Here is a 25,665-nt window from a genome sequence, read left to right as displayed (position 1 = left end):
ATCGCGAGGCGGCGAAAGGACAGCACATGGCGACCACAGACTCGGCGCCGGCCGCGCCGATCGTGCGGACGCTGCCGGCCCCGGGCTCCTATTTGTGCGGACTCACCTGGGACGGCACGCTGCTGTGGCATTCGGACCAGGAGGCCGGAACCGTTTTCGCCATCGACCCCGCCGACGGTTCCGTCCGGCGCGAGCTGGCCTGTCCGCGCGCCCGGGCCGACCTCGCCTGCGACGGCGTCTCCCTGCTCCAAGTCGGCGGGCGCCCGAAGCGGATCCTTCAGCTCGACCCCGGCACCGGTCAGCTGCGCGGAGAGAAAGAAGTGCTGCCCGCCAGCGGAAGGCTGACCGGGATCGAGTTCGGGACGGACGGCTTGTGGATGTGCCTGCGCGGCCCGACGGTCGTTCAGCTGCGGAACTACGAGACCATGCTGGTCGAACGCGAGTTCCCGGTGGACGGCGATTCGCCGTCCGGGCTGACCTGCCTGCCGGGCATGGTGTGCTACGGCGATTTCGACGACGCCCTCGTCCGCGCGATCGACCCGGAGTCCGGCAAGCCCCTCGGCGCGCTGCGGGCGCCCGGCAGGCCGACCGGGATGACCTGGGACGGCGAGCACCTGTGGTACTGCGATTTCCCGGCCCGCGCGCTGGCCGCGCTCGACGTCAGCGCGCTGCTCCCCGGCCGGCCCCGAACAGGCCGCGCATGAGCTGCGGCCTCGCCGCTTCCTGGAAGTCGAGATCCGGATCGAGCGCCCGGACAGTGCCCTCGATGACGAGCAGGGACAGCAAGGGAAAGATCAGCTCGGTCGCGGCGTGAATGCCGAAGCGGCGCTGCAGGTCGAACATCTCCGCGGCGAACGCGATCAGGCTGAACTCCTTGGCGGGCAGGCCGTGGCTGCGCTCGACGAGGTCGGCCATCCGCTCGGTGAACCCCGGCACGTCGGCGTTTTCGGTTGTCCCGGCGGCGCTTTCCAGCACGATCCTGGCCGCCTGCTCGCCGCGGCCTATCGCCATGTTCAGGAAGAACTCGGCGAACTGCCGCCGCAGCCGGTCGCTCAGCTGCACGCTGAACCCGGCGTCGAGCACCACCACCTGGGAGCCGCGGGTGAAGTAGAGATTGCCCGGATGCAGGTCGCAGTGCACGAATCCGTCCACGAACAGCATTTGGTACATCGCGGCCATGCCGGAGGCCGCGAACCGCCTGCGCGCCGCGGCGCCGCACCCGTCCGCGGCGTCCAGCACGAGCCCGGGGACGAACTCCATGACGATGCAGCGCGGACGGCACGCCTCCGGGTACACCTTCGGCACCCACACCCGCGGCACCTCGGACAGGTTCTCGCGCAGCCGCCGCAGGCTTCTCGCCTCCCGCTCGAAATCGAGCTGGCCCAGCACCGCGTCGGCCAGGCTGCCGACCACCTCGCGCACCGGAACGTCACGGAAAACCGGGAGCCGCGCCGCGATCGCCGCACCGCGCCGGATCAGCGCGAGATCGTCGGTCATCACGCGCTCGATGCCGGGACGGCGGAGCTTGACCGCCACGTCCTGCCCGGTTCGCAGCCGCGCCCGGTAAACCGAAGCCACACTGCCGCTCGCGACCGGCCGCGGGTCCAGTTCCGCGAAGACCTCGTCGGCCTCGCTGCCGTAAGCCTCCTTCACCGCGCGCGCGGTCTCGGCCTCGTTCAGCGGCGCGACCGAATCCTGCAGGACAGACAGTGCGTCGCACAGCGCGGCGGGCACCACGTCCCTGCGCGTGCCGAGCACCTGGCCGGCTTTGACGAACGTCGGTCCCAGCCTGGTCAGCAACACCGTGACGCGGGCCCAGAAGTATCCGAGCGCCGCTTCCCTCCCGCGCACCGCCGCCCGGAACAAGGTGCGCACAGCCGCCGGACCGAGTACCGCGGCCGCCGTGGCGAGCACTCGCACCGCACGCACCGCGAGGCGGGTCCGCAACGCCATCTCAGCCCCCAACTCGGGATATCCGGCAGTAGTTTCCTGGCCGCCCTTCAGTCCGGCGGATCAAGCCAGAGATTCGCCGCGTCGAGCCATCGGTCGATCTGCGGCATGGGCAGCGCGTTGCGCACGCGCGGGCTCGTCATGTGCGGGATGGTCGGCTCGCAGGCCATCACCGGAACGATCGCGACGTCCTCCAGCACCTGTCGGTCCACCTGGTGCCACAGGCTTTCCGCGCGCGCCGGATCCGGTTCCGACAGCGCCTCCTCGATCAACCGGTCGACCGCCGGGTTGCGGTAGTCGCCGTAGTTCGTGGTGCCCGCGGCGAAATTCGACTGGAACATCGGCTGCACGTAGGCGCGGCCGTTGTTGCCGAACCAGTCCGGGGTCCACGCCGCCGCGGCGAGGTCCCACTCCCCCGCTTCGGCCATGGCCGGGTCCTGCAGGATCCGGTAGAAGTCGTCCGACTGGCCGACCAGCACCAGGTCCACCGTGATGCCCGCGGCCGCCAGGTCCTCCGCGTAGGACTCGGCGATTTCGGCGTGCACGGCGTCGTCGCGGTACACGGCTCTGAGCCGGACGCCGTCCGGATAACCGGCCTCGGCGAGCAGGCGGCGGCTCCGCTCGGGGTCGCCCCGGTCGCCGGGCGTGGGATAGCGGTTGTAGGGGCGGTACCCGAAGTTCCCGCGCGGGATCGCGGTGTGCGCGGGCTCGGTGACCGTGCCGACGTTCATCTCGTCGAAGAACTTCACCTTGGCGGCCTTGTCGACCGCGTAGGCGATCGCCCGCCGCACCCCCAGCTTCCGCACCGCGCCGCCGGAGTTGGGGCTGCGCAGATTGAACACCAGGTACGGGTTCAGCGCGTAGCCGAGGTGCCGGTCCGCGTCCAGCACCCGCCGGTCCTTGCTGATCACCGGGGAACCCCACGACAGGTCCGCCTCGCCGGTCTCGATCCGGCGCCGCACCTCGCTGTCGTCCACCTGCGCCATCTCCACCTCGATGCGTTCCACGTACTGGTGGCGCACCGAGTCGGTTTCCTGGCTCCAGGCGGGATTGCGGGCCATCGACAGGCGCCGGCCCGGCTCGTACGCCGTGACCCGGTACGGTCCGTTCGAGCGCAGCGCACCGGCCATCTCCGGGCTGCCGGGCACGAACCGGTCGTACTCGGCCGGCGCGGCCGAGGCGAACATCATCGACAGGATGTTCAGCATGTCGTTGGCCGGGCGGATCAGGTCGATCCGCAGGACCCGCGGCCCTTCCGCGGCGAGCCCGGAGATCTCGTGGGAGTTCTGGTACTCGGCCAGCTGTGCCGCCGCGGGGTGCGGGACGTCCGCGAACGCCGCGCGGTAGCCCTCGGCGAACTCGGCCATTCCCTTGATCGTGCTGGTGTAGTACGCGACCGCGCCGGCCCCGGCGACCGGGTTGCACATCCGCTTGAACCCGCGGACGAAATCGGCGGCGGTGACTTCGCGCACCGGATCGGTGTCCCAGCACACGCCGGGGCGCAGCCGGATCACGTACGTGCGCCCGTCCTCGCTCACGCCGCCGTTGGCGGTCGTCGGCATCTCGGCCGCGACGTCCGGCACCGGGCGCAGCGCCGTCTCGTCGAGCGTGGTGGGGTAGCTGAACAGCTGCCGGGCGAACAGCCGGATGATCTGGTGGTCGAAAGCGTAGTAGGCGCACGCCGGATCGATGTGGTCCATTCCGCCGGAACCGAAGTACCGCAGCGTGCCGCCGCGGACCGGTCTCGCGCTCTCCATGCCGGACTCCCCTCGGCCGCCGACCCCGGCTCTTACCTTACCATCTGTTTTTAAAGTATTATCGGCGTTTCCGCATCCGAACGAGGGAGTACTCGTGAGCCAGCTCCTGGAATCCGGCCGACCGGTCACGGCGGCCCAGCTCCCGCCGCTTCGGACCGCCTCGTGGGAGGACATCCGGAAGCTCTTCGCGCTCGATCCCGCGACCATCCACCTCAACACCGGCACGGTCGGCGCGATGCCCTACGAGGTGCTCGACACCGTCGACCGGGTCACGCGGGAATGGACCGGCGGGCTGGCGGACGTCTACAAGCCCTCCGGCTACGTCGAGCACCGCACCGCCATCGCGCGCGCGTTCGGCGTGGACCTCGACGAGATGGTCATCTGCCACAACGCGACCGAAGGCGTCGCGCGCATCATCCAGGGTCTCGATCTGCGCGAGGGCGACGAGGTCGTCACCACCAGCCACGAGTGCTATTCCGTGCTGTCCAACTTCAACCTGCTCCGCAACCGCTTCGGCGTCCGGGTCAAGGTGATCACCCCGCCGACCGGGTACGACGTCCGTGCCGAAGAGATCGTCGAACTGTTCGCGGAGGCGATCACGCAGAGGACGAAGGTGCTGTCGTTCGCGGCGGTCACCCTGTTCACCGGAACCCTGATGCCGATGCGCGCGCTGTGCGAACTCGCGCAGCGGCACGGATTGACCACCGTGGTCGACGGCGCGTTGCTGCCGGGCATGCTCGACTGCAACCTGCGCGAACTCGGGGTCGACTTCATGGCCTGCTCCGGCTCGAAATTCCAGTGCGGCCCGCTCGGCACCGGCCTGCTGTACCTGCGCAACAAAGTCTTCCCGGAGCACAACCCGCTCCCGCTGCCGACGTTCTGGCCGGTCATCTCGACCTGGTACCCCATCGTCGGCAGCCCGCCTCCGCGCACCACGACCTCGGTCGCCAGCGACGACACGGCTCTCTACGTCCAGGTCGCGGGCAGCGCGAGCATCGCCAGGGGCGCGGCGCTCGCCAAGGCGTGCGAACTGTTCGACGACATCGGCCGAGCCAGGATCGAACGCCACATCATGGACCTCGCCGACTACGCGCGCGGCCGTCTCGCGGAGACGTTCGGCCAGGACGCCCTGTATTCGCCGGGGGCGGACAAGCGCCTGCGGTCGCCGCTGATCGCCTTCCACCCGTTCCGCGACCGCGAATCCGCGTGGAACATCAAGAAGTTCGCGGCCTTCACCGACCGGCTCGAACAGGAGCACCGGATCTGGACCCGGTGGACCGAGTTCGACGTTCCCGGTTCCCCGCACCAGCATTACGCCGCGCGGATCACGACCCATCTGTTCAACACCCGCGCCGAGATCGACCGGGCGGTCGCGGTGATGGCCCGGCTCGCGGACGAGCTCTCGTGACCGGCTCCGCGACGTTGCGCCTCGTCGGACCGTCCGTTGTGGACGACCTGGATCCGGCGACCGCGCACCACGACAGCACCCGCCAGCTCACCCGGCTGTTCGCCCGCTGCCTGTTCGGCTACCGCGCCGAACCGGATCTCCGGAACTGGCAGGCGATCGCGCCGCTGCCGGACCTGGCCGCGGACATCCCGTCCACGTACAACACCGGGATGGGGGCGCGGCACGTCAACAACGTCGTCCACCTGCGTCCCGGAGTCTTCTGGGACACCGTCCCGCCCCGCCCGGTCACCTCGCACGACGTGGTCCGCGGGCTGAAGAGACTCGGCAATCCCGTGCACCGGCCGGCCGCGCTGCCCTGCTTCACGAGCACGATCCGCGGCATGGCGGAGTTCTGCGCCGGGTACCGCGACGCGTTCGGTCCGGGCGACCCCACCGCACGCGATCTCGCCGATTACCAGAACAGCCACGACATCCCCGGCGTGTTCGCGCTTGACGACGAGAGCCTCGTGATCGAGCTGACCAGGCCCGCGCTCGACTTCGCGCACCTGATGGCGCTGCCGTGCGCCGCACCGGCTCCCGCGGAGTACGACGCTTACGTCCCGGGTAGCCCCGGACTGCGGTGCCACCTCCGCTCCAACGGCCCTTACCGCGTAGTGGAGTTCCGGCCCGGCGAACGGATCCGCCTCGGCCGGAATCCCCGCTGGGCACCGGAAACCGACCCGATCCGCGGCCAAGGCGTCGACGTGCTCGAGGTCGTGTCCGAGCGCGCCGCGCCCGCCGAGATCGAGGCCCGCATCCGGTCCGGGACCGCGGATCTGGCGTGGGACGGTGCGGCTGCCGACCCGTCGAGGACGATCGACGCCGAACCGGGCTACGCGCTGGACCCGTACCTGGTTTTCAACCTGCGCAGCCCGAACTCCGGCGGCGCGATTCGCGAGCGGGGCGTGCGGTTCGCCATCGCGTGCGCCCTCGACAAGACCGCCGTGCTCGACATTCACGACAAGCACCGCCCCGGCACCGCCGCGCTGATCGCGGACCGGGTCGTGCCTCCCGGCGACGGCATTCGCCACGAGCCGGACCCGCAGGGGTCGCCTGGCGCTCGCGGCGACGCCGAAAAGAGCCGTGCCGCGCTCGCCGCGGCTTCCCGCGGCGAACGTCTGTCCCTGCGCGGCGTCCACTCCGACGATCCGCTGTCGATGGCGATCGCGCGCTCCTGTGCGCACGATCTCGCCGCTGTGGGCATCGCTGTCGAGTGGGATGCCTTGCCGAACCACGATTTCCTCCGCCTGCTCGGCAACCCGGACGAGGCCCGCGCCGGCCGCTGGGACCTCGCGCTCGCGTCCCGCGCTCCCGCGTGGCCCGGCGCCGGCAGCCGCGTCTTCTTGCAGACGATGTTCGAGACCAACGACTCGCCCGGCACCGGGAACCACGGTCTCTACAGCGAACCCGCCTTCGACCGCCTTGTCGACCAGGCGCTCAGCGCGGTCGCGGAACCGGCGCGAGCACGGGAGCACTGGCAGGCCGCCGAGCGCCGGGTGCTCGCGGACGTCGCGGTCGTCCCGCTGCTGTTCCGGAAACCGCGTTCGCCGCAACTGCACGCGGACAGGGTGCGGCCGGACGGCGTCCTGCCCGCCGCCGGCTACACCCTCGACCTTTCGCGGGTACGCCTCGCACCGTCCCGGTGACCCGCCGGATCACGGCTGCCGGGCGGTTTCCGGTGCTTCCGCGGCCGTCTCGGGCGCCGCCGGCCGGCCCGGCAGCCCGAGCCCGCACACCGCACCGACCGCGGCGAGGCCGCACATCCACCAGAACGCGGCGCCGAAGGTGCCCGAAACCGCCGTCTCGCTGCCCGTCGCCTTGCCGTGCTGCACCACCAAGGCCACGACCGCGACCGTCAGCGACGCGCCGATCTGGTTGACCACGAACAGCGAGCCGGTCGCGCTCGAAACCGATTTCGGCGGCACCGAACGGAAAATCGAGGCTACCGTGGGAGCGCCGACCAGGCCGAACCCGATGCCGAAGACGAACAGGCACGCGGCGAGCCACGCCTCGTTCGTCGTCGTTCCCGCCTGGGTGTAGACGCCGATGCAGGCGACCACCAGCACCCCGCCGAGCGGGACCAGCCTGTTCGCGCCCGCCTTTTCGGACAGTTTCGCCGCGACCGGCATGCTCAGCAGCGTGCCCAGCCCGAGCGGGGCCAGCAGCAGCCCGGTCTCCACTAGGCCGTGCTGGCGCACCTGCTGGTAGTACAGCGGGATCAGGAACAACGCGCCGAACAACGCGCCGCCGGCCAGGAAGATCACCACGACGCTGGCGGCGAACCCGCGGCTGGCGAACAGCCGGATGTCGATCAGCGGATTCGCGGCGCGCAGCGCGTGCGCCGCGTACCCGCCGAGAAGCAGAACGCCGAGGACGAGACCGGCGACGACCGGCGTCGCGCCGAACCCGCCGCCCGCGGCTTGCGCCAGGCCGTACTCGACGGCCGCGAACCCCGGGCACAGCAACGCGATGCCCGCGATGTCGACCGGACGCCGGTCCGCCTCCGGATGCCCGGCCGGCACCAGCGGCAGTGCCAGCACGAACGCGGCCAGCCCGAGCGGCAGATTGACCAGGAACAGCCACTGCCAGCCGAGATACTGCAGGAGCAGGCCGCCGACGACCGGGCCGAGCACCGGGCCCAGGTTCAGCACGAGCGCGAGCAGCCCGACCAGCTTGCCCGCCCGCCGCTGTCCCGCCTCCCGGCCGAGCACCGTCATCATGACCGGCTCCAGCATCCCGCCGCCGAACCCTTGCAGCACCCGGAAACCGATCAGGGCGCCGGGCGACCACGCCGACGCGCACAGCGCGGATCCGCCGAGGAACAGCCCGAGCGCCAGCAGCCACACCGCCTTCCCTCCGAAGCGGTCGACGGCCCAGCCCGCGACCGGCGCCGACACCGACACGGCGAGCAGGTAGCCGGTGGTGACCCATTCGATCGTGGTGAGCGCGACCTCGAAGTGGCCGGCGAAGCTGTTCATGCCGACATTGACGATGGTCGCGTCGACCATCGGCAGGAACCCGCCGAGCAGCATGACCAAGGCGAGCCGGATCAGCGGGCCGCCCAGCCGCGTGCCGTCCGCCTCCGTCCGCGCCACGCCTGTCCCGCCGCTCACGCGACCGGTTGCTCCGCGCGCTCGCGCAGCGCGCCGAGCTCGTGGTCCCACCCTTCGATGTTGCCCCGCAGCGATTCGAGGCGGCGGTCTTCCTCGCTGTCCAGCTCGGCGAACCCGCTCTCCACGACGCGAACGCGGGTGTGCTCGCGTTCGCGCAGCACGGTGATTTCGATCAGCGTGGAGTTCCCCTCGCGCGGCTCCTCGCCGGGAAACGTGCTCGCCCACCGGTACGAGACCTCGGTCTCCGGCCGTACGTGCTCGACCCGCACGGGGAACGACCCTCGCTCCTCGTGCCTCGGCACGGCCAGCGCGCCAGGCTTCAGCTCGCATTCCGCGTCCGGCAGGTCCGCAACCCAGAAACCCGGCCGCGCCACCAGCGACCAGACCCGCTCCGGCGGAGCCTCGACCACGATTTCGCGTTCGATCCGGTTGTTGTCCATGGTGGATGCCTTCCGTGTGTGGGGACCCCAGCGTGGCACACGCCCGGCATTTCACGCAACCTGCAGGTTGCCTATCCTCCCGATGGCCGACTCGTGCCCGCGAACGTGCTCTCGCTTCATTTAGGTGCAGCCGTTCGCCGGTCGCGTGCGTTATCGCCGCCACGAATGCCTGTTGCCGTGAGCGGGAACCGTCGACCGTCAATCTCGCGACACCCAGCTAACTTACTTAACGTATAGTTTAAGCGGCTCCACGGCCCGAAGGGAACGCGTCATGTCCGCACCGGGGTTCGACATCGTGAAGTTCAAGAACGCTCAGCGATCGTTCTGGGACACGGTCACGGACAACTGGAGCGCGCTGCCGCCCGAATTCGCCGAGGGCGCGGCGGAATTGAGCGAGAAGCTGTTGGGGCTCGGGGATGTCCGGGCCGGGCACCGGGTGCTCGATCTCGCGTGCGGAGCCGGGGATCTCGCGTTGGCCGCCGCCGGTCTCGCCGGACCGGAGGGGCGGGTGCTCGGCATCGACCTCGCTCCCGGCATGGTCGCCGCCGCGCGGAAGCGGGCGGGCGGTCGCACCGGGATCGAGTTCGCCGAGGCCGACCTCGACGCGCTCGACCTGCCGCCGGCCTCGTTCGACGTGGCGCTGAGCCGCTGGGGCCTGATGTTCTCGGCGGAACCGGGCAAGCTGTTTCGTTCGCTGCGCGAACTCCTCTCGCCGGGCGGGGTGCTGGCCGCCGCGGTCTGGGGCCCGGCGGAGTCCGCGCCGATGATGGCGCTCGGCGGCGCCGTGTTCGCCGCGAAGCTCGGCCTGGCCGCCCCGCCGGCCGGCGCGCCGGGGCCGTTCGCGATGGCGGATGCCGGCGAGGTGCGCGAGCAGCTGGTCGCGGCCGGGTTCCGCGCCGTCTCGGTGTCCGGGACCGTCGTGCGGTTCCGGCTCGCCTCGACGCGCCGTTACGTTGAATTCACCCGTGCCATCACGCCGCCGGGGATGCTCGGCATGATTCGCGAGACGTTCGGCGACGAGGACGCTCCGGAGATCTGGGACGCCGTGGCCGAAGCCGCCGAGCCCTACGCGGCCGCGGACGGCGTCGTCGCCATGCCGAGCGGCAACCTGCTCATCCGCGCCGAGCGATGAGGCGGCCGAGCGCCTTCACCTCTCGCGCGCAGCGGCTTCGATCGTCCGGCTGTCGGCGGGCAGCGACAGCGTGTCGCCGGTCTCCAGCAGCGTCTTGAGGTTCGAGACGATTTCCGGCCAGCCCTTGCTGACCGATTCGTACATCGCGGTCCGGCCTTCGAATCCGTCGTGCGTCACGGTCAGCCGCACGGCGGAACCGACCGGTTCGAGGTCGAAGGTGACCTGGGTGATCGCTTCGCGCCGCCGCCGCGCGAACGCCTCTTCGGACCAGCCGAACGCTTCGGCCGCCTCCGGCGGATAGTTGTGCCAGGTGTAGGCGAGCCTGCGGCACGGCTCGGCCACGAGCACGCGCTGCCCGAGGTCCGCCGGCTCCCCGCCGGGGGACGTCCGCCACCGCACCGGCGCTCCCTCGGTCCACGACGATTCGGGACCGCCCTGGAAATACCGGGCGATGAAGGCGGGAGTCGTCAACGCCTGCCACAACTGTTCCGGAGTGGTCTCGATGTAGGTGACGTAGACGAACGGGTCTTGCGGCATGCGGTTTCCTTCCAGCGCGCGTTTGAGGTCGGACAGCAGACCGGCCCGCTCCCGGTCGTACCGGTCGATCCAGCGCTCGGCGATGTCGTTGATGGGGGCGACATTGAGATAGTGCAGCTTCTCGCGGCCCCGGCGCGCGGTCGTCACGAGGTTCGTTTCCTGCAGCACCAGCAGGTGCTTGGTGACCGCCTGCCTGCTCATCCCGAGGCCGTCGCACAGTTCGCGGAGGTTCTGCCCGTTCCGGTGGTTCAGCCGGTCGAGCAGGCGCCGCCTGCTCGGATCCGCGAGCGCCCTGAAAACGTCGTCCATCTCGTTACCCGCCGGGCAAAGGTGCAGTCACGAACTCGACATTAGGCAACCCGCGGGGTGCCAGTCAAGGCGGCCTGGCCCCCGGCTGTCGCGCCGAGCTGATCCGGGGTGCGCCGGGTAGGACCGTCCAGTCCATTATGGAGGGTCGCGACCGGCACATCTCGCGGGTCGCGGTCCGCCCCCTGCCGCGGTTCGCGGGACGGCCCGGCATCAAGTGCCCTTGACGGCCCGGGCGAATCGGCAGCGAGCGAACACGCGGATCACCGCCGAACGGTCGAAGGACTGACCGGCGAGCACCCGGCCGCGGCCGCTTCCGCGGCCAGCCGAGACGGCAGCACGGCCTCGTCGAGCAGGATCCGGAACCGTTCGGCCGGCGAGACTTCCGGCGGCCGGGCGGCCAGCCACGCCGCGACCAGCCGCGATCCCTCCGGGTACGTGACGGAGTAGGCGCGCCAGAGCGGGTCCGCCGCGAACCGGGCCAGTCGCGCGGCGCGATCCGCGGGCAGCAGCAGCCAGCGTTCGAGATAGCCGGTCACGTCGTCCGGATCGGCGCCGCGGTCGTGCAGCAGGACGGCGGCGTCCTGTCGCACCGGCAGCAACTGCCGGACGAGGTCCGTCACGGCCTCGACAAGCGCGCCGTCGATCGTGATCCGTTCCGCCGCAAGGAGTTCCGCGGTCCACTCTCCCCAGCCGGTCCCGAGCAGAACGCGCACCCCGAGTTCGGCGGTTCCTTCCGCTACCAGGCACTGCGGAGTGTTCACCACTGCGACCCTGTGTTCGTCCCAGCCGAACTGGTCCACCAGCACCGCTTCCTTGCGGCAATGTTCGGTGTGGTGCCCTGGATACGACTCGTGCGCCGGGATCAGCGGCAGCGCCGCGATCGTGCCGCCCGCTTCGGCGTCGAGCGCGACCGCGGACCGGAAGCCGCCCAGGTACCGGTTGAACGCGTTCCACGGCTTGTCGTGGACGATCTCGTACTCGACCCGTTCCCCGGCGGGCAGGCCGAACAGCGGCACGGCCCGCGCGCGGAGCTGGTCCGAAACCGCTCGCACGGCGCGGCCGAACCGGTCCGGCGGCACGAGATTGCGCGCGTAGAACTCCTCGATCCGCCGGCGGAGTCCGCCGGAACCGGGCAGCAGCCGCGAAATCGCCCGGTGCACGTCGGCGTACCGGTCCGGGTCGCCGGGTTCCGGGTCCACGCCGAAGCAGGTCCGCACCTCGTCCCGGAACGGGACCGGCTCGCCGGCCAGCCGCCGCGCCGTGCACGCCATCGCCGCGAGTTGCGCGTCGAGGAACCCTTGCCGGAGCAGCGAAAGGTCCGTGTCCGGCAGCCTCGACCGCAGCCGGTCCGCCCGCGCGGCGAGATCGGCCGGATTCACCGGGCCCTCGGCCGCCGCCCGGCGGGACAGGCGCGGATCGCCGTACCAGCAGTCGACGAACCCCTCGGCCAGCTCGCCGAGGCTCAGCGCGACGAGCAGGTATTCGCGGACGGCTTCGTGGTACCGCGCCGCTTCACGCATGGCTGATGCCCGGCAGTTCGATCGCCCGCAGCTGCAGCGTCGTGTGGTCGCAGTACCAGATCCGGCTGCCGTCCCAGGTCAGGCCGGTCGGGTTGCCCGGCGCGTCGTACCGGGCGACCTCGCGGCGGCTGCCGAGATCGACGAGGTTGATGGTGCCGCCCCGGTAGTCGGCGTAGGCGAGGAAGTCGTCCGTCACGGTGACGCCGGCCGGCGGGTGGCGGACCGGGAAGCTGTCGATCAGCGACAGGTCCGCCGCGTCGCGCAGATCGACGATCCGGCGGTCCTCGTAGCCGAACCAGACCCCGTGCTGGGTCGCTTCCAGCCCGCACAGCAGTCCGCCCGGACGCGGGTTCCGCAGCTCGGTCACCACCGAGCCGTCGGCGGGGTCGAGCACCCGCAGCGCCCGCGCTTCCCCGGCCACCTGGACCAGGCGGCCGGACATCGTGGTCAGGTCGGTGCGCACGCCGGGACAAGCGAGATGCTGCCCGGCCTCGCCGCTGACCGGGTCCACCGAAGTGATCCGGTTCAGCACGCCTTCGGAGAACCACAGCACTTCGCCGGACCAGGTGAGCCCGCACAGTTTCAGCGCCCGCACCGGAAGGTCGCGGACCGTGCCGACGGCGAACGGCATCACTCCCCCTTTCGGCGGGAAATCGCGCAGTCCAGCCGCCATTCCGTGGCCAGCCGCGCGTGCGCGCGCTCCGCCGGGCGGCGCACCCGCACGCGGACCGCATCGCCCGCGGCGACCGGCGAGTGGCGCAGCGGCCAGATCCAGACCGCCCAGTTGCAGCCGGGGTAGGACGGGAAGTTCGACAGGGAAACGCCTTCGGCGAGGTCCGCGGTGAAATAGCCGAGCACCGCGTGCAGTTCGCCGGACCGGACGATGCCGAGGCGCACTTCGTCCGCGATCGGGACGGCTTCGGAAAGCAGCCGCGGTTCCCGCTGGAAGAAATGCAGCTGCGCGCGCTGCTCGGCGAATTCGCGGACGGCGTCGAGACGGTAGCCGCGGAATCCGGAATTCCAGATCCCCCAGCCCTCGTCGTCGAATTCGAGCGCGGCGAGGGTGGTGGTGACGCCGCGCGGAACGATCTTCCCGCCGGGGCGCAGGTTCCTCCGCGCGAAGACCTCGAGGACCCGGCTCATGTCTTCTTCCGGGCCGAGGTTGCCCATCATCTCCGAGACGACGACATCGGCCTTCCTCGGCAGTTTCGCGACCCGGGCGTCGCCCTGGATCAGCGTGACCTTTTCCTTGAGGTCGTTGTCGGCGACGATCCGTTCGGCGAGCGCGGCCGTTTCCGGATCGGCCTCGACGGCGTACACGTGCCCCGCCCCGTGTTCCAAGGCGAGCAGCGACAACGCCAAAGTGCCCGCGCCGACGTCGGCCACCACCGCTCCGGGTTCGACCGTCCGCGCCAGCGCCCGGTCGTACGCGCGCATCCGCGGCCGATCGGCCAGCATCGCCTGGTGCATGAGCAGCAATCGCTGATCCACGGCCGCCTCCCGGCACCGGCGCCCGTCCCCTTCTCGACGGAAAGGGACGAGTGCCGATTTCACTATCGATAACACAAGTTACCCCACCCGGGCGGGCGGCGGCGAGCTTCACCCGCCCGGGGAAGTGCGCGCGCTCAGACGTTGACGGCCGCGTGCTCGCCGACGAACGCGTCCCGCATGACCAGCTTGAGGCCGGTCAGCCTCGCCTTGACCTCGTCGGCCACGGTGACCAGTGCGGCGTCGGCCCCGTTCATCTGCAGTTCGGTGCCGGTCGCCTCCATCGTGGCCATCTTGCCGAACACGTGCACCGGGTTCGACGCGTACAGCGCGCCGTCCGCGGTGACCAGTTCGAACTCGGTGTCGACGTGCAGTTCGCTCGGGTAGCGCACCCGGCTGAGGCTGTCCTCGCTGCCTTCGCCGAGCGTGCCGCCGGACGGCTTCGGCCAGCTCACCCGCAGCATCACGCGGCCGCCGAGCTCGGCGCAGCGGCCGGTCACCGCGATGCGGGAGATCTGCGCCAGCACGCCGGTGCCCTGGTCGTGCTTGTCCGGCCCGAACAGCAGGATCTCGCTGCCCGCCGCCTTCTTGTAGTCGCCGGCCAGGTCGATCTTGACCTCCTTGCCGCCGACCTCGAGCGTGGCCTGGCCCTCGAGCGAGACCTGCATGATCATCGAGGGGTCGACCAGCATCGACATGCACGGTCCCGCGCTCGGCAGGAAGAACATGGTCGGCGTGTCGCCCACCGGCTCGTTCTCGTCGTTGGCCGGGTACCAGGCCTCGGGCAGCGTGGTGCCGCGCGCGACGTTCGGCGAGGGCACGACGTCGAACGGGCCGTCGCCGCGCGGCGTGCCGAGGTACGGGCTCTGCAGCGGCTTGATGAACGGCGGCACGCGGTCCACGACGCCGTGGATGTCGATCACGTCGCGGTGCGCCAGGCGCAGCGTGCTCGACTCCAGGATGCCGAAGCGCCGGATGTAGAACTCCGCGGGGAAGTTCTTGCCGGGAACGATCTGCCGCACGTGCCCGGTGTTGGGCAGGAACGGGTTGGACAGCACCTGGATGCGGTCGTCCAGCTCGTAGCTGAACCCCTTGATGCCGACCTCGGGAGCGGAGATCAGCTCGGTCTCGAACTCGGCGTAGCCCTTCTCGTCCACGCGGTGCTCGAAGCCGGGCATCGGCCACTTGTTCAACTGGACGAAGCCGGAAAGGTTGATCGTTTCCTTGCGCCCGTTGTAGTAGTCGTCCCCGAACGCCACGGTCGCCGCGGCGAGGATGTGCGGGCGGATGGGCTTCGGCTCCAGGTTCAGCGACTCGTAGTTCTCCTTGAGAGCACTCAATCCAGACACCTCCAGCGTCTGTGCGGTAGTTGAGTCGACGATCTCACTATATATTTCTTAAGCATTGAGTCAATGAGTTTCGCCTCGGTTTCCGCCGCCGGCGCAGAAGCGCGGATTTCCGCCGGGCACGACGATTCCGCGCGGCCCGCCCAGGCGTCGCGCGGAATGCGTTTCCCGGTATTTTCAGGTCAGCGAGACAACCCGGCCGCCCGCCCGGAAGACCAGGTCCGCCTCGTCGTCGCGGTCGTCGGTGTTGCCGCTCCAGCCTTCGACGTCGACCACGATGATCTGGCCCGGCTCGACCTCGCCGAACAGGATCTTCTCCGACAGCTGGTCCTCGATCTCGCGCTGGATCGTGCGGCGCAGCGGCCGGGCGCCGAGGACCGGGTCGAAGCCGCGCTTGGCCAGCAGCGCCTTCGCCTTCTCGGTCAGCTCGATCTCCATGTCCTTGGCCTTGAGCTGCGTCTCGACCCGGCCGATCATCAGATCCACCATCTGGATGATCTGTTCCTGGTTGAGCTGGTGGAACACGATGATGTCGTCGATCCGGTTCAGGAACTCCGGGCGGAAATGCTTCTTCATTTCCTCGTTGACCTTCTGCTTCATCTTCTCGTAGCGGTTCGTCGAATCCGCTCCGGAGGAGAAGCCGAGGCTCACGGACTTCGAGATGTCCGAGGTCCCCAGGTTCGAGGTGAAGATCAGCACGGTGTTCTTGAAATCGACCGTCCGGCCCTGCCCGTCGGTCAGGCGACCGTCCTCCAGCACCTGCAGGAGCGTGTTGTAGATCTCCTGGTGCGCCTTCTCGATCTCGTCGAACAGCACCACCGAGAACGGCTTGCGCCGCACCTTCTCGGTCAGCTGCCCGCCCTCCTCGTAGCCGACGTAGCCCGGAGGGGCGCCGAACAGCCGCGAGGCGGTGTAGCGGTCGTGGAACTCGCCCATGTCGATCTGGATCAGCGCGTCGTCCTCGCCGAACAGGAACGACGCCAGCGCCTTCGACAGCTCCGTCTTACCCACACCGGACGGGCCGGCGAAGATGAACGACCCCGACGGGCGCTTCGGGTCCTTCAGGCCCGCCCGCGTCCGGCGGATCGCCTGCGAGACGGCCTTGACCGCGTCCTCCTGGCCGATGATGCGCTTGTGGAGCTCGTCCTCCATGCGCAGCAGCCGGGTGGTCTCCTCCTCGGTGAGCTTGAACACCGGGATGCCGGTCCAGTTGGCCAGCACCTCCGCGATCTGCTCGTCGTCCACCTCGGCGACGACGTCGAGGTCGCCGTCCTTCCACTGCTTCTCGCGCTCGCCCTTCTGGCCGAGGAGCTGCTTCTCCTCGTCGCGCAGCCGCGCGGCCCGCTCGAAGTCCTGCGCGTCGATCGCGGACTCCTTGTCCCGGCGCACGTCGGCGATCTTCTCGTCGAACTCGCGCAGGTCCGGCGGAGCGGTCATCCGGCGGATCCGCATCCGCGCCCCGGCCTCGTCGATCAGGTCGATCGCCTTGTCCGGCAGGAACCGGTCGTTGATGTAGCGGTCGGCCAGCGTCGCCGCCGCGACCAGCGCCGAATCCGTGATCGAGACGCGGTGGTGCGCCTCGTACCGGTCGCGCAGCCCCTTCAGGATCTCGATCGTGTGCTCCAGCGACGGCTCGCCCACCTGGATCGGCTGGAACCGGCGCTCCAGCGCCGCGTCCTTCTCGATGTACTTGCGGTACTCCTCGAGCGTGGTCGCGCCGATCGTCTGCAGCTCGCCCCGCGCCAGCATCGGCTTCAGGATCGACGCCGCGTCGATCGCGCCCTCGGCCGCGCCCGCGCCCACGAGCGTGTGCAGCTCGTCGATGAACAGGATGATGTCGCCGCGGGTCTTGATCTCCTTGAGCACCTTCTTCAGCCGCTCTTCGAAATCGCCGCGGTAGCGCGAACCGGCGACCAGCGAACCCAGGTCCAGGGTGTAGAGCTGCTTGTCCTTGAGCGTCTCGGGCACCTCGCCCTTGACGATGCTCTGCGCCAGGCCCTCCACGACGGCGGTCTTGCCGACGCCCGGCTCGCCGATCAGCACCGGGTTGTTCTTCGTCCGGCGGGACAGCACCTGCATGACCCGCTCGATCTCCTTGCCGCGCCCGATGACCGGGTCCAGCTTGCCCTCGCGGGCCAGCACGGTCATGTTGCGGCCGAACTGGTCGAGCACCAGCGACGACGACGGCGTGCCCTCGCCCCGGCCCGAACCGCTCTCGGTGGACTTCTCCCCGGTCTGGTAGCCCGACAGCAGCTGCAGCACCTGCTGGCGCACCCGGTTCAGGTCCGCGCCCAGCTTCACCAGCACCTGCGCCGCCACACCCTCGCCCTCGCGGATCAGGCCCAGCAGGATGTGCTCCGTGCCGATGTAGTTGTGGCCCAGCTGCAGCGCCTCCCGCAGCGACAGCTCCAGCACCTTCTTCGCCCGCGGCGTGAACGGGATGTGCCCGCTCGGCGCCTGCTGACCCTGGCCGATGATCTCCTCGACCTGCTGGCGCACGCCCTCGAGGGCGATGCCCAGCGACTCCAGCGCCTTGGCGGCGACACCCTCACCCTCGTGGATCAGACCCAAAAGGATGTGCTCGGTGCCGATGTAGTTGTGGTTGAGCATCCGGGCCTCTTCCTGGGCCAGGACGACCACCCGCCTCGCGCGGTCGGTGAACCTCTCAAACATGCGCACTCCCTCCGCGCAGGCTGGTCGCTTTAATTTCCAATAGTAATGCTCTCCCTAGGAGAAACAAGCCTCCGCGCGCCTTGAGCCGCACGGCCGGGCGGTTCTACGGTGGTCCCGTTCGCCCGACCGATCCGGAGGGGAGACCGGCACCCATGAGCGAGGCCGAACCGAAGACCGTCGAACCGATGTGGCCCGCGGGCGCGAGCGAGGAGTACGTCGCCGCCCGCATGGAGCTGGCGAAGGCGGAGCGGGCCCTGCGCGACCGGATCGAGGAGGTCGCGGCCGCCCGGCGCCGCATGCCGCCGGGGCGCGTGCTCGGCCGGTACTCCTTCGCGGAAGGCCCGGCGGATCTCGGCCGCGCGGAGCCGGTGCGGGAAACTGCCCTGCGCGAGCTGTTCGGCGAGCACCGCACGCTCGTGGTCTACCACCTGATGTTCCACCCGGACGACGACGAGGCGTGCCCCATGTGCTCGATGTGGGTAGACGGTTTCCGGGGCGTGACGCACCACCTCGCGCAGCACGCCGGCTTCGCGGTGATCGGCAAGGCGCCGCTGCCCAAACTCCGGGCGTGGGCGGCGCGCCGCGGCTGGTCCGGGCTGCGGATCCTGTCCAGTCACGGCACTTCGTTCAACGCTGATCTCCACGCCGAACGCGCGAACGGCGACCAGCGGCCGATGATCAGCGTATTCACCGCCGAAGGCGAAGCCGTGCGGCATTTCTACTCGCTGCCGGCGAACTTCCTCGACGACAGCCAGCGCGGCATCGACCTGCTCTCCCCGGTCTGGAACGTGCTCGATCTCCTCCCCGGCGGCCGCGGCGAGTGGTACGCCGGAAACGACTACGCCTGACCGGACGCCAGCCGGAGGGCGTCGGCCGCCAGCGCGGTTCCGCGCACTCGCGCGGCGATCTTGCCGAACGCGATGTCGCGGGAGGTCGACGCGTCGTCGGCGAAGGGAGCGAATCCGCAATCGTCGCAGGTGCCGAGACACTCGACCGGAAGATGCTCGGCCGCTTCGAGCACCCGGTCGCACACCTCCCCCGCGGTCTCGACGCGCGGGTCGAGCGGATCCGTGACCCCGACGAACACGCGCTGCCCGTCCCGGCGGTGCCGGGCGATCTCCGCCAGCACCTCCCGGCGCCCGGGCTCGCCGGCGAGCGCGACATAGAACTTCCCGGCGCGCAGGCTGAACAAGGCCGGGAGGAGCGCGGCGTATCCGACATCGAGGCTGTGGGTGGAATCGAGGTCGCCGCCGGGGCAGCTGTGCACTCCGATCCGCTCCCGTTCCCCGGGCGAAAACCGGTCCAGCACCCGGTTGTTGAGTTCGACGAACGAGCGCAGCAGACCGCCGGACGGGTCAAGTTTGAGGGAGAGCCTGCCTTCGGTGAAATCGAGCTGAACCGTCTCCGCGCCGGCGTCGAGGCACCGCCGGATGTCGGCCTCGCTCCCGTAGGCGAGATCCTCGAGGAAGTCTTCCCGCGAGTAGCCCGCGATCCCCGTCTCGGGATAGAGCAGGCTCAGCGCCGACGGGGCGATCACCGCTTGCTTCACCGGTCGCCGGGTGCGTTCCCTCGCCGCTCGCAGGTATTCGTCGGCGTACACCTGGTAGGCGAACGGGCCGGCGGTCAGCCGCGGCAGCTGCCGCGTGTGCCCGTCCGCGAAGGGGATGACCGCTCCGTCCGGGGCGAGGGCATGCAGCCCGTCCAGCGGATAGGTCACGAAGCTCGGTTTGGCCTGCTCGCCGTCGGTGACCACCGGGGATCCGGTGGCCTCGAACCGTTCCAGGGTGTCCGCGAGGGCGGTTTCCCGAAGCTGGTCCAGCCGCCGCTGCCCGATCTCCCCCTCCGCGAACGCGCGCAAGCCGCGCACCAGGTAGTCCGGCCGGGGAATGCTGCCGATCGGCTCGGTCGGGATCTGCGGTGTCATCGGGGGCCTGCCTCTCCGTCCAGTCGCGCCGTTTCCCGGAGCGCGATCCGTTGCCGTCTGCCGATCCAGCACGCGGCCACAGCCGAACACAACGCGAGCGCCGCCACCGCGACCAGGACGTCCGACGCCGAGTAGACGAACGCCGCGATCAGCAGCGGCCCGCAGAGCCCGCCCAGCCGGTTGCACAAGGACACCGCACCGGTCGTCCGGCCCCGGCCGGCGGGATCGGCGAGATCCGCGGCGATCGGCAGGAACACCGCGGCCATCGTGTTGACCGAGAACAAAGCCGCGACCAGCGCACCGGCGCACACCCACGCGATCGACGACACCGCGCCGGTCCCGGTCAGCACGAGCAGCAGCACGGCCGTGGCGGCGGCCAGCCCCGCGCTCAGCCGGACCGGGCCGAACCTCCGGTGGCACCAGGTCAGCAGCAGCGCGCAGGGCACCATCACCACCGCGGCCACGCTCAACCACAGATTCGCCGCGGACACCGTGAGCCCGCCGGACCGCGCGAGGCTCGGCACCCACGTCGTCAGCCCGAAGGTGAGCACTCCGATCAGGAACGCGTAGCCCCGTTGCAGACCGGAGCCCAGCGCGCGGACGTGCACTGGTTCGGCGGTCCCGGCGTCGAACCGCGCCGCGATCCGGTCCGGCACCCACGGCGTGAGCGCCGCGAGCGCCAGCCCGGTCGGCGCGCCGATCAGCCACAGCACCCGCCAGCCGAAGACCGGTTCGAGCCACAGCGCCGAACCGGCCGCGACGAGGTAGCCGACCGCGCTGGCCAGCACGGAAAGCGCGAGCACCGCGGAGCTTCGCGAGCTGCTGCGCAACGCGTCGGTCAGCATGACGATCAGCAGCGGGGCCAGTCCCCCGACTGAGGTGCCCATGAGCGCGCACATCACGACATTGCCGGCGAACGTCGGCATCGAACCGCACATGCTCGTCGCCGCGAAGGCCAGTGTCGCGACGAGGTAGCTGCCGCGGCGGCCCCAGCGGTCGGCGAGGACGCCGAAGACGACCGCCCCGATCGCGGTGCCGGTCAGTCCGGCGACAGCGAGGAACGACGCGGTTTTCGCGTCCAGTCCGTACTCGCCGCGCATGCCGGGGATCACGAACCCGAGAGTGGAGGTCTTGCTGACGTCGACGGTGAGCGCGGCCGTCCCGATCACGGCGACGAAGAGGCGTCGCTTGCCGTCCGGCGGCGGCTGCGGCCGGCGTCCGGTCCGCAGGGCCGTGCCCACGATCACGAGCAGCAGTCCCGCGGCGGCCGCGAACATCTCCGGCATCTCCGACAACGGCATGCCCTGCAACGGCATTCGCGCAGCCGGTTGCGGCATCGCCATGCCGGGGTCCATGGCGAACGCCCGCACGACGCCGATCACCGAGCAGGCGAGCACCACCGCCGTTCCCCCGGCGACCGCCCACCTCCAGTCTGGTTTGGACACTGGTCTCCCTCAGCCGTAGGGTCGCAGTGCGGCGGCCAGTTCCGGCGGAATCTCGACCGGCGTCACCTCGGAACCGGTCCGCTTCACGCAGGCGACCGACTGGGCGCCCCGGGCGGCGAGCTGCCCGGCGCGCCGGAACTCGAAGTCCATCGCTATCCGGTTCCCGTTCTGGGCGCGCAGGGTCATCGCGATGTCGATCTCGTCGAGCGCGAAGCATTCCGCGTAGTAGTCCATCGAGCACGACACTGTCACCATCGCCAGTTCGCCTGCCTGCAGCGCTTTCAGCACCCCCGGCGAGCGCGCGGCGAGGAAGTGCTCCCGGCAGTGGCCTTGCCAGTGCAGGTAGTGCGCGAAGTACACATTGCCGACCAGGTTCGTCTCGTCCAGCGTGACGACGTGGCGATGGTGGAAAGCGCGCATCACCGGCCCCCCGCGGCGATCGTCAGCTTCACCGGCTCCAGGAACCCGAGCACCCGCGTCGTGGCGGTGATCACCGGACGCCCGCCGGAGTCGTCGGCCGCCAGTTCCCGGTCGGCCGCCGTCCCGGCCGAAACCGTGACCGTGCCGGACGAAACCTCGGCGACGAGGTTCCGCCCGGCGCCCGAGGTGACGATCTCGAGGTCGTCGGCGAGCCCGGTTTCGATCAGCCGCCGCGACAGCCAAGGCCCGACGAGACGCGCGGGCAGCCCGTCCGGCCACGGAAGCTCTCCGGTCGCCCGCAACCTCAGCCCCTGCCAGTGCGCGACCGCGGCGCCGTCCGGCCGCGCCAGCACGGCGTCGAACTCGTATTCGTCCGCCGTGTGCCCGGTTTCCCGCGCGTGCACGACAAGCGGACCGGAGGGCTCCGCCCACACGCTGAACCGCGCCACGCCGACCGGCAGTGCGCGCCGATGCGGAACGCAGGCCAGCAGCGCGTGGATGGTCGCGTCGTGCGCGGCCGGATCGCCCAGCACCAGGCTGCCGCTGTGGAACGGCGAGAACCACGGCCCGGGCTTGCCGGGATTGATCAGCGCCCGCACCCGGAACGCCGACAGCTCCCCGTAGTCCGACACTCGCCGGAACCGGCCCGAATGGAAGAAAAGACTGCCGTACCAAGGGTTTTCCCGACCGGCGGCGACCGGCGAGGCCGGCTGGTCCGGCGGACGGCGGCCGGCCGCCCGCACCTTGGCGGTGAACCGCTCGGCGTCGTCGGACAGCACGACGTCCACTCTGTCCTCTTCGGACAGTGCGCGGACGCGGACGGTGCGCTCGCCGGTGACCGGCGCGCGGAACTCGACGTCCTGCAGCGAAAGCGGCCGCGCCGGGCCGCCCGCGAACGAGGCCGCCTGCGCCATCGCCTCCATTCCGACCACCGCGGGGAGCACCGGGATCCCCTCGATGCGGTGCTCGTCCAGATACGGGTCGGAGCCGAGTGCCAGATCGGCTTCGAGCACGGCCTCGACGCCGGGCACGTGCGCCGGAGTCCGCTCGGCGAACCGGGCCATGGCCGCGGGCTCGCCGACGCTGAGGGTGGGGCTGGCCGGGAACCGCGAGGCGAGCAGCACCGTGCACGGCGCCCCCGGATCGGCCAGCACCTCGAACAGCGCACGGACGCCCAGTTCGGGTTCGATCGGTTCGACGCCGCGGCGGCGCAAGGCGTCCACCACGTCCATCCGCGCACCCATGCCGAGTTTCGCCCACAACGACCATTCGAGGACGTGCGTGCGGCAGGACGGATGCCCGGCCGCCCACCGTTCCAGTTCGACGCGCAGCCAGTCGTTGGCGACGCAGTACTCCGACTGCCCGGCCAGTCCCTGGCGGCCGATGATCGAACCGAACCCGAGCACCAGCCGCAAGCCGGGCAGCTTGTCCAGCAGCGCGCGCAGCCCGCACACCTTCGGGCGCAGGGTCGCCGCCAGCGACGCTCCGCTGACGTCGCCCATCAGTTTCGGTTCGTTGACTCCCGCGCCGTGGATCAGCGCGCGCACCGGGCCGAATCCGCCGGCGGCTTCCACCAGCCCGGCGGGGTCGGCGACGTCGGCGCACACGTAGTGCGCGGGGACCGGCAGCGCGGCGAGCGCCTCCGCCACCTCCGGGTCCCGGGCCGGGGTCCGGCCGGCCAGCACGAGGACGCAGCCGGTTCGCCGGGCCAGCGCGGCGGCGACGTACGCACTGATCCCGCGAACTCCCCCGGTCACCAGGCAGACGTCGTCCTTCGCCAGCGGAAGCGGCGCGCCGCCGGAACGTGCCGACGGCGCCATGACCGCTCGCCGCAAAGAACCGTCCGGCTCGCACCGGAGTTCGAGGTATCCGTTGTGTCCGGCCAGCGCGGCCGGGTCGACCCGCTGGTTCTCGTCCCGCGTCTCGACGACTGTCACCGAGCACGGATCGGCTTCGGCCGAAACGCTTCTGGCCAGTCCCGCGGCCGCCGGGTGTCCGGTGTGGACGACGAAAAGATGCCGGGGGCGCCGGGCGTCGATCTCGCGAAGCAGGGCCGCCACCGTGCCCGGCCCGGCTCCGGTCCGCAGCGCCACGGCGATCCCGGAAGCCTCGCCCTCGGCCGCCGCTTCGTGCAGCCAGTGCCCGGCGCCGGCCCGCACCTCCCAGCGCACCGGCGCGGGTTCGCCCGCTTCGAACGGCACCCATCGCGGCTCGAACGACCGCACCCAGGGGCGAATCGGCGCGACGGTCCCGGTCCGGCTCCCGGCTCCGGAGAGCCCGGCCAGCAGCCGCGCCGCGTCGCCGACCGTGGCGTCGGCCAGCGACAGGGGCGTGTCCGGCGGCTGCCGGTCCAGCGCCTCCGCGACGCTGCTGACCAGCTGGACCACCTGCAACGAGTTCAGGTGCAGATCGCCGAGCAGCGTGGCGTCCGGGGCGATCGCGCTGGGCGGGAGTTCCAGCGCGGCGGCGAGGTGCCCGGTCAGCGCCGCCAGCGGGTCGGTTTCGCCGCGGACGGGCTCGGTGCGGGCCGGCTCGGCCGGGCTTCCGGCCCGGTCGCGCGGCCCGGCCAGAAGCTCGGCCGCGCTCGTCCATCCTTTCCGCGTCTCGCACGGGTTCGCGACGAAGGAGGGCCGGGCGTCCAGCGGCAGGGTCCGGAACGCGCGCCCGGCGAACCACGGGTCCAGGTCCGCCGCCCCGGCGGCCGCGAGCACGGCGGTGGCGAACGCGTGCCGCCGCTCGTCGCCGCCGCAGTCCATGCTCACCGCGCGGATTCCGCACGCCGCGGCGAGACCGGTCAGCATCGTGCCGGGACCGGCTTCGACCATCAGCTCGCAGCGGCGGGACAGTTCGGCGATCGCGTCGGCGAACAGCACCGGCCGGGTGAGCTGGTCGACCAGCAGTTCGCGGATTCCGCCCGCGGTCGCGGAAATCTCCTTGCCGGTCACGGTCGACACCACCGGACGGACCGGCTGGCCGAGGCCGCCGAGCGCGGCGCGCAGCGGACCCTCCGCGGCACGCATCGCGGGACTGTGGAAACCGTGCGACACGGCCAGCTCGACGGCGCGCACGCCCGCGGCCGCGGCCCGGTCCAGGACGGCCCGGACCCCTTCCCCCGGGCCGGACACCACGATCTGCTCGGGCGCGTTGTACCCGGCGATCACCACGTCGGTGCCGGACAGCAGCGGGCGCGCGTCGTCGGCCGCGACGGCCAACGCGGCCATGGTGGTCTTCCTGATGCCGTACTCGGCCATGATCCGGCCGCGCGCCGCCGCCAGCTCCAGCACCTCCGCCGCCGAACACGCGCCTGCCCAGTGCAAAGCCGTCAGCTCGCCGAGACTGTGTCCGCAGGCAGCGTCGACCACGGTGCCGAGTTCCCGCAGCCAGGCCAGCGCCGCGAGCGACTGCCAGACGATCACCGGCTGCGCGACGGCAGTGTCGGCCGAGGCCGTGAACTCGCCGGGCAACGGCGGGAACGTCACCCGCTCCGCCCAGCGCGCCCGAGTCGGCCGCACGGGTGCGGCCTGCCCGGGAAACAGCAGCCCCACGCGAGGTGCCGGCCCGGCGCCCAGCGCATAGCCTTCGCGCTCGGCGAAGCGGAGACCGCCGTCCCAGTCCGCGGCCGCCCTCGCGGCGGCCTGTGCCGCCGAGGCGAGTTCGTCGGGCGTACGCGCCACGAGCGCCGCTCGTACTCCTTCGCCCCCGCCGCTCGTCCGCCAGGCGGTCGCGGCCAGATCGCCGACTTCCGCGGCGGAAAGCTGAACCGCTGTGCCCGCGAGCGCGTCGAGCCGCCGCGCGAGCCCCGCGCTGTCGCCGGCGCCGAGATACACGATCTCGGCCGCTCCGATCCGCGCGGACCAGCGGCGCACGCCCGCGGAGAGCACCGGAGGAGCTTCCGCCCGCGTTCCTTCGAGCACGACGTGGGCGTTGATGCCGCCGAACCCCATCGAAGACACGCCCGCGACCGGCAGCGGGTCCGTCCACGGCTCGGGCTCGTCGAGGACCCGCAGCCGCGCTCCCCGCAGCAATTCGTTCGGCCGCACGCAACCGGTGGTCGGCGGCAGCACGCGGTGGGCCACCGCCAGCACCGCCTTGATCAGCCCGGCCACCCCGGCGGCGGCCTTGGTGTGCCCGATGTTCGCTTTGACCGTGCCGAGCGCCGCGGGC

At 71.0% G+C, this 25,665-nt stretch carries 18 protein-coding genes and 1 pseudogene; 5 read left to right on the top strand and 14 right to left on the bottom strand.

Annotated features, from left to right (window positions below; genetic code table 11):
* The first annotated feature begins 26 nt into the window (after window positions 1-26).
* Window positions 27-704 (top strand): hypothetical protein, encoded by a 678-nt coding sequence (locus tag SSMG_RS17145; protein ID WP_009077873.1) that lies wholly within the window; start codon window positions 27-29, stop codon window positions 702-704.
* On the opposite strand, the gene SSMG_RS17140 is transcribed toward SSMG_RS17145, so the two are convergent.
* Together SSMG_RS17140 and SSMG_RS17135 are read right to left on the bottom strand one after the other, a co-directional pair.
* Complete coding sequence (locus tag SSMG_RS17140) at window positions 661-1,953, bottom strand: AarF/ABC1/UbiB kinase family protein (RefSeq protein ID WP_009077870.1); 1,293 nt, start codon at window positions 1,951-1,953, stop codon at window positions 661-663. The genes SSMG_RS17145 and SSMG_RS17140 overlap by 44 nt on opposite strands.
* Window positions 1,954-2,000: 47 nt before the next feature.
* Window positions 2,001-3,707, bottom strand: a complete 1,707-nt coding sequence (locus tag SSMG_RS17135; protein WP_009077867.1) for an ABC transporter substrate-binding protein — start codon at window positions 3,705-3,707, stop codon at window positions 2,001-2,003.
* Between the two features lie 94 nt (window positions 3,708-3,801).
* On the opposite strand from SSMG_RS17135, the gene SSMG_RS17130 reads away from it, so the two are divergent.
* Both SSMG_RS17130 and SSMG_RS17125 read left to right on the top strand, forming a co-directional pair.
* Window positions 3,802-5,115 (top strand): aminotransferase class V-fold PLP-dependent enzyme, encoded by a 1,314-nt coding sequence (locus SSMG_RS17130; protein ID WP_009077865.1) that lies wholly within the window; start codon window positions 3,802-3,804, stop codon window positions 5,113-5,115.
* Complete coding sequence (locus SSMG_RS17125) at window positions 5,112-6,800, top strand: ABC transporter substrate-binding protein (RefSeq protein ID WP_009077863.1); 1,689 nt, start codon at window positions 5,112-5,114, stop codon at window positions 6,798-6,800. Before SSMG_RS17130 ends, SSMG_RS17125 begins: the two co-directional genes overlap by 4 nt.
* A gap of 9 nt (window positions 6,801-6,809) precedes the next feature.
* Here the strand turns inward: SSMG_RS17125 and SSMG_RS17120 are convergent, their stop codons facing one another.
* Window positions 6,810-8,267 carry a DHA2 family efflux MFS transporter permease subunit gene (locus tag SSMG_RS17120; RefSeq protein WP_009077862.1) on the bottom strand — a complete coding sequence of 486 codons (1,458 nt, stop codon included), beginning with the start codon at window positions 8,265-8,267 and terminating at the stop codon, window positions 6,810-6,812.
* The gene (locus tag SSMG_RS17115; protein WP_009077860.1) at window positions 8,264-8,707 is read right to left on the bottom strand and encodes an SRPBCC domain-containing protein; all 444 of its coding nucleotides are present in this window, start codon (window positions 8,705-8,707) and stop codon (window positions 8,264-8,266) included. Before SSMG_RS17115 ends, SSMG_RS17120 begins: the two co-directional genes overlap by 4 nt.
* A gap of 271 nt (window positions 8,708-8,978) precedes the next feature.
* Here SSMG_RS17115 and SSMG_RS17110 point away from each other — a divergent pair, with 271 nt between their 5' ends.
* Window positions 8,979-9,839, top strand: a complete 861-nt coding sequence (locus tag SSMG_RS17110) for a class I SAM-dependent methyltransferase (RefSeq protein ID WP_009077858.1) — start codon at window positions 8,979-8,981, stop codon at window positions 9,837-9,839.
* 15 nt (window positions 9,840-9,854) lie between these two features.
* On the opposite strand, the gene SSMG_RS17105 is transcribed toward SSMG_RS17110, so the two are convergent.
* From SSMG_RS17105 to SSMG_RS17080, 6 genes and pseudogenes are all read right to left on the bottom strand, one after another.
* A complete protein-coding gene (locus SSMG_RS17105) occupies window positions 9,855-10,685 on the bottom strand; it encodes a metalloregulator ArsR/SmtB family transcription factor (RefSeq protein WP_009077857.1) in 831 nt (276 codons plus the stop codon).
* Between the two features lie 260 nt (window positions 10,686-10,945).
* Window positions 10,946-12,205: a hypothetical protein gene (locus SSMG_RS17100; RefSeq protein ID WP_009077855.1), complete on the bottom strand. Its 1,260-nt coding sequence runs from the start codon at window positions 12,203-12,205 to the stop codon at window positions 10,946-10,948.
* On the bottom strand, window positions 12,198-12,836 hold the full coding sequence (locus SSMG_RS17095) for a hypothetical protein (protein ID WP_009077853.1): 639 nt from the start codon (window positions 12,834-12,836) through the stop codon (window positions 12,198-12,200). Before SSMG_RS17095 ends, SSMG_RS17100 begins: the two co-directional genes overlap by 8 nt.
* Entirely contained in the window at window positions 12,836-13,696 is an 861-nt protein-coding gene (locus SSMG_RS17090) for a methyltransferase domain-containing protein (RefSeq protein ID WP_009077850.1), read from the bottom strand. Before SSMG_RS17090 ends, SSMG_RS17095 begins: the two co-directional genes overlap by 1 nt.
* A 134-nt stretch (window positions 13,697-13,830) precedes the next feature.
* Window positions 13,831-15,042, bottom strand: a complete 1,212-nt coding sequence (locus tag SSMG_RS17085; RefSeq protein WP_234392835.1) for a DUF6004 family protein — start codon at window positions 15,040-15,042, stop codon at window positions 13,831-13,833.
* A 258-nt stretch (window positions 15,043-15,300) separates the two neighbouring features.
* Window positions 15,301-17,712 (bottom strand): annotated as a pseudogene (locus SSMG_RS17080) (ATP-dependent Clp protease ATP-binding subunit); the annotation flags it as partial.
* 152 nt (window positions 17,713-17,864) lie between these two features.
* Between SSMG_RS17080 and SSMG_RS17075 the strand changes: the two are divergent.
* Complete coding sequence (locus SSMG_RS17075) at window positions 17,865-18,560, top strand: DUF899 family protein (RefSeq protein WP_037713966.1); 696 nt, start codon at window positions 17,865-17,867, stop codon at window positions 18,558-18,560.
* Here SSMG_RS17075 and SSMG_RS17070 read toward each other — a convergent pair.
* From SSMG_RS17070 to SSMG_RS42460, 4 genes are all read right to left on the bottom strand, one after another.
* Complete coding sequence (locus tag SSMG_RS17070) at window positions 18,551-19,636, bottom strand: cobalamin-independent methionine synthase II family protein (RefSeq protein WP_009077842.1); 1,086 nt, start codon at window positions 19,634-19,636, stop codon at window positions 18,551-18,553. The genes SSMG_RS17075 and SSMG_RS17070 overlap by 10 nt on opposite strands.
* The gene (locus SSMG_RS17065; protein WP_009077839.1) at window positions 19,633-21,081 is read right to left on the bottom strand and encodes an MFS transporter; all 1,449 of its coding nucleotides are present in this window, start codon (window positions 21,079-21,081) and stop codon (window positions 19,633-19,635) included. Before SSMG_RS17065 ends, SSMG_RS17070 begins: the two co-directional genes overlap by 4 nt.
* A gap of 9 nt (window positions 21,082-21,090) precedes the next feature.
* Window positions 21,091-21,501: a thioesterase family protein gene (locus SSMG_RS17060; protein ID WP_037713964.1), complete on the bottom strand. Its 411-nt coding sequence runs from the start codon at window positions 21,499-21,501 to the stop codon at window positions 21,091-21,093.
* Window positions 21,501-25,665 (bottom strand): SDR family NAD(P)-dependent oxidoreductase (locus tag SSMG_RS42460; RefSeq protein WP_050788208.1); only part of this gene is annotated, 4,165 nt, incomplete at its 5' end. The genes SSMG_RS42460 and SSMG_RS17060, both read right to left, overlap by 1 nt.

Source organism: Streptomyces sp. AA4 (assembly GCF_000158875.1).
Classification (GTDB): Bacteria; Actinomycetota; Actinomycetes; order Mycobacteriales; family Pseudonocardiaceae; genus Amycolatopsis.
The sequence above is the reverse complement of the archived record's forward strand: the minus strand, read 5'-3'. Positions and strand labels throughout refer to the sequence as shown.

What these genes read in the sequence shown, in the direction of transcription:
- SSMG_RS17100 (WP_009077855.1), bottom strand. Translation starts at nt 12,205, where the DNA reads ATGCGTGAAGCGGCGCGGTACCACGAAGCCGTCCGCGAATACCTGCTC.
- SSMG_RS17105 (WP_009077857.1), bottom strand. Translation starts at nt 10,685, where the DNA reads ATGGACGACGTTTTCAGGGCGCTCGCGGATCCGAGCAGGCGGCGCCTG.
- SSMG_RS17075 (WP_037713966.1), top strand. Translation starts at nt 17,865, where the DNA reads ATGAGCGAGGCCGAACCGAAGACCGTCGAACCGATGTGGCCCGCGGGC.
- SSMG_RS17060 (WP_037713964.1), bottom strand. Translation starts at nt 21,501, where the DNA reads ATGCGCGCTTTCCACCATCGCCACGTCGTCACGCTGGACGAGACGAAC.
- SSMG_RS17110 (WP_009077858.1), top strand. Translation starts at nt 8,979, where the DNA reads ATGTCCGCACCGGGGTTCGACATCGTGAAGTTCAAGAACGCTCAGCGA.
- SSMG_RS17115 (WP_009077860.1), bottom strand. Translation starts at nt 8,707, where the DNA reads ATGGACAACAACCGGATCGAACGCGAAATCGTGGTCGAGGCTCCGCCG.
- SSMG_RS17140 (WP_009077870.1), bottom strand. Translation starts at nt 1,953, where the DNA reads ATGGCGTTGCGGACCCGCCTCGCGGTGCGTGCGGTGCGAGTGCTCGCC.
- SSMG_RS17070 (WP_009077842.1), bottom strand. Translation starts at nt 19,636, where the DNA reads ATGACACCGCAGATCCCGACCGAGCCGATCGGCAGCATTCCCCGGCCG.
- SSMG_RS17145 (WP_009077873.1), top strand. Translation starts at nt 27, where the DNA reads ATGGCGACCACAGACTCGGCGCCGGCCGCGCCGATCGTGCGGACGCTG.
- SSMG_RS17095 (WP_009077853.1), bottom strand. Translation starts at nt 12,836, where the DNA reads ATGCCGTTCGCCGTCGGCACGGTCCGCGACCTTCCGGTGCGGGCGCTG.
- SSMG_RS17135 (WP_009077867.1), bottom strand. Translation starts at nt 3,707, where the DNA reads ATGGAGAGCGCGAGACCGGTCCGCGGCGGCACGCTGCGGTACTTCGGT.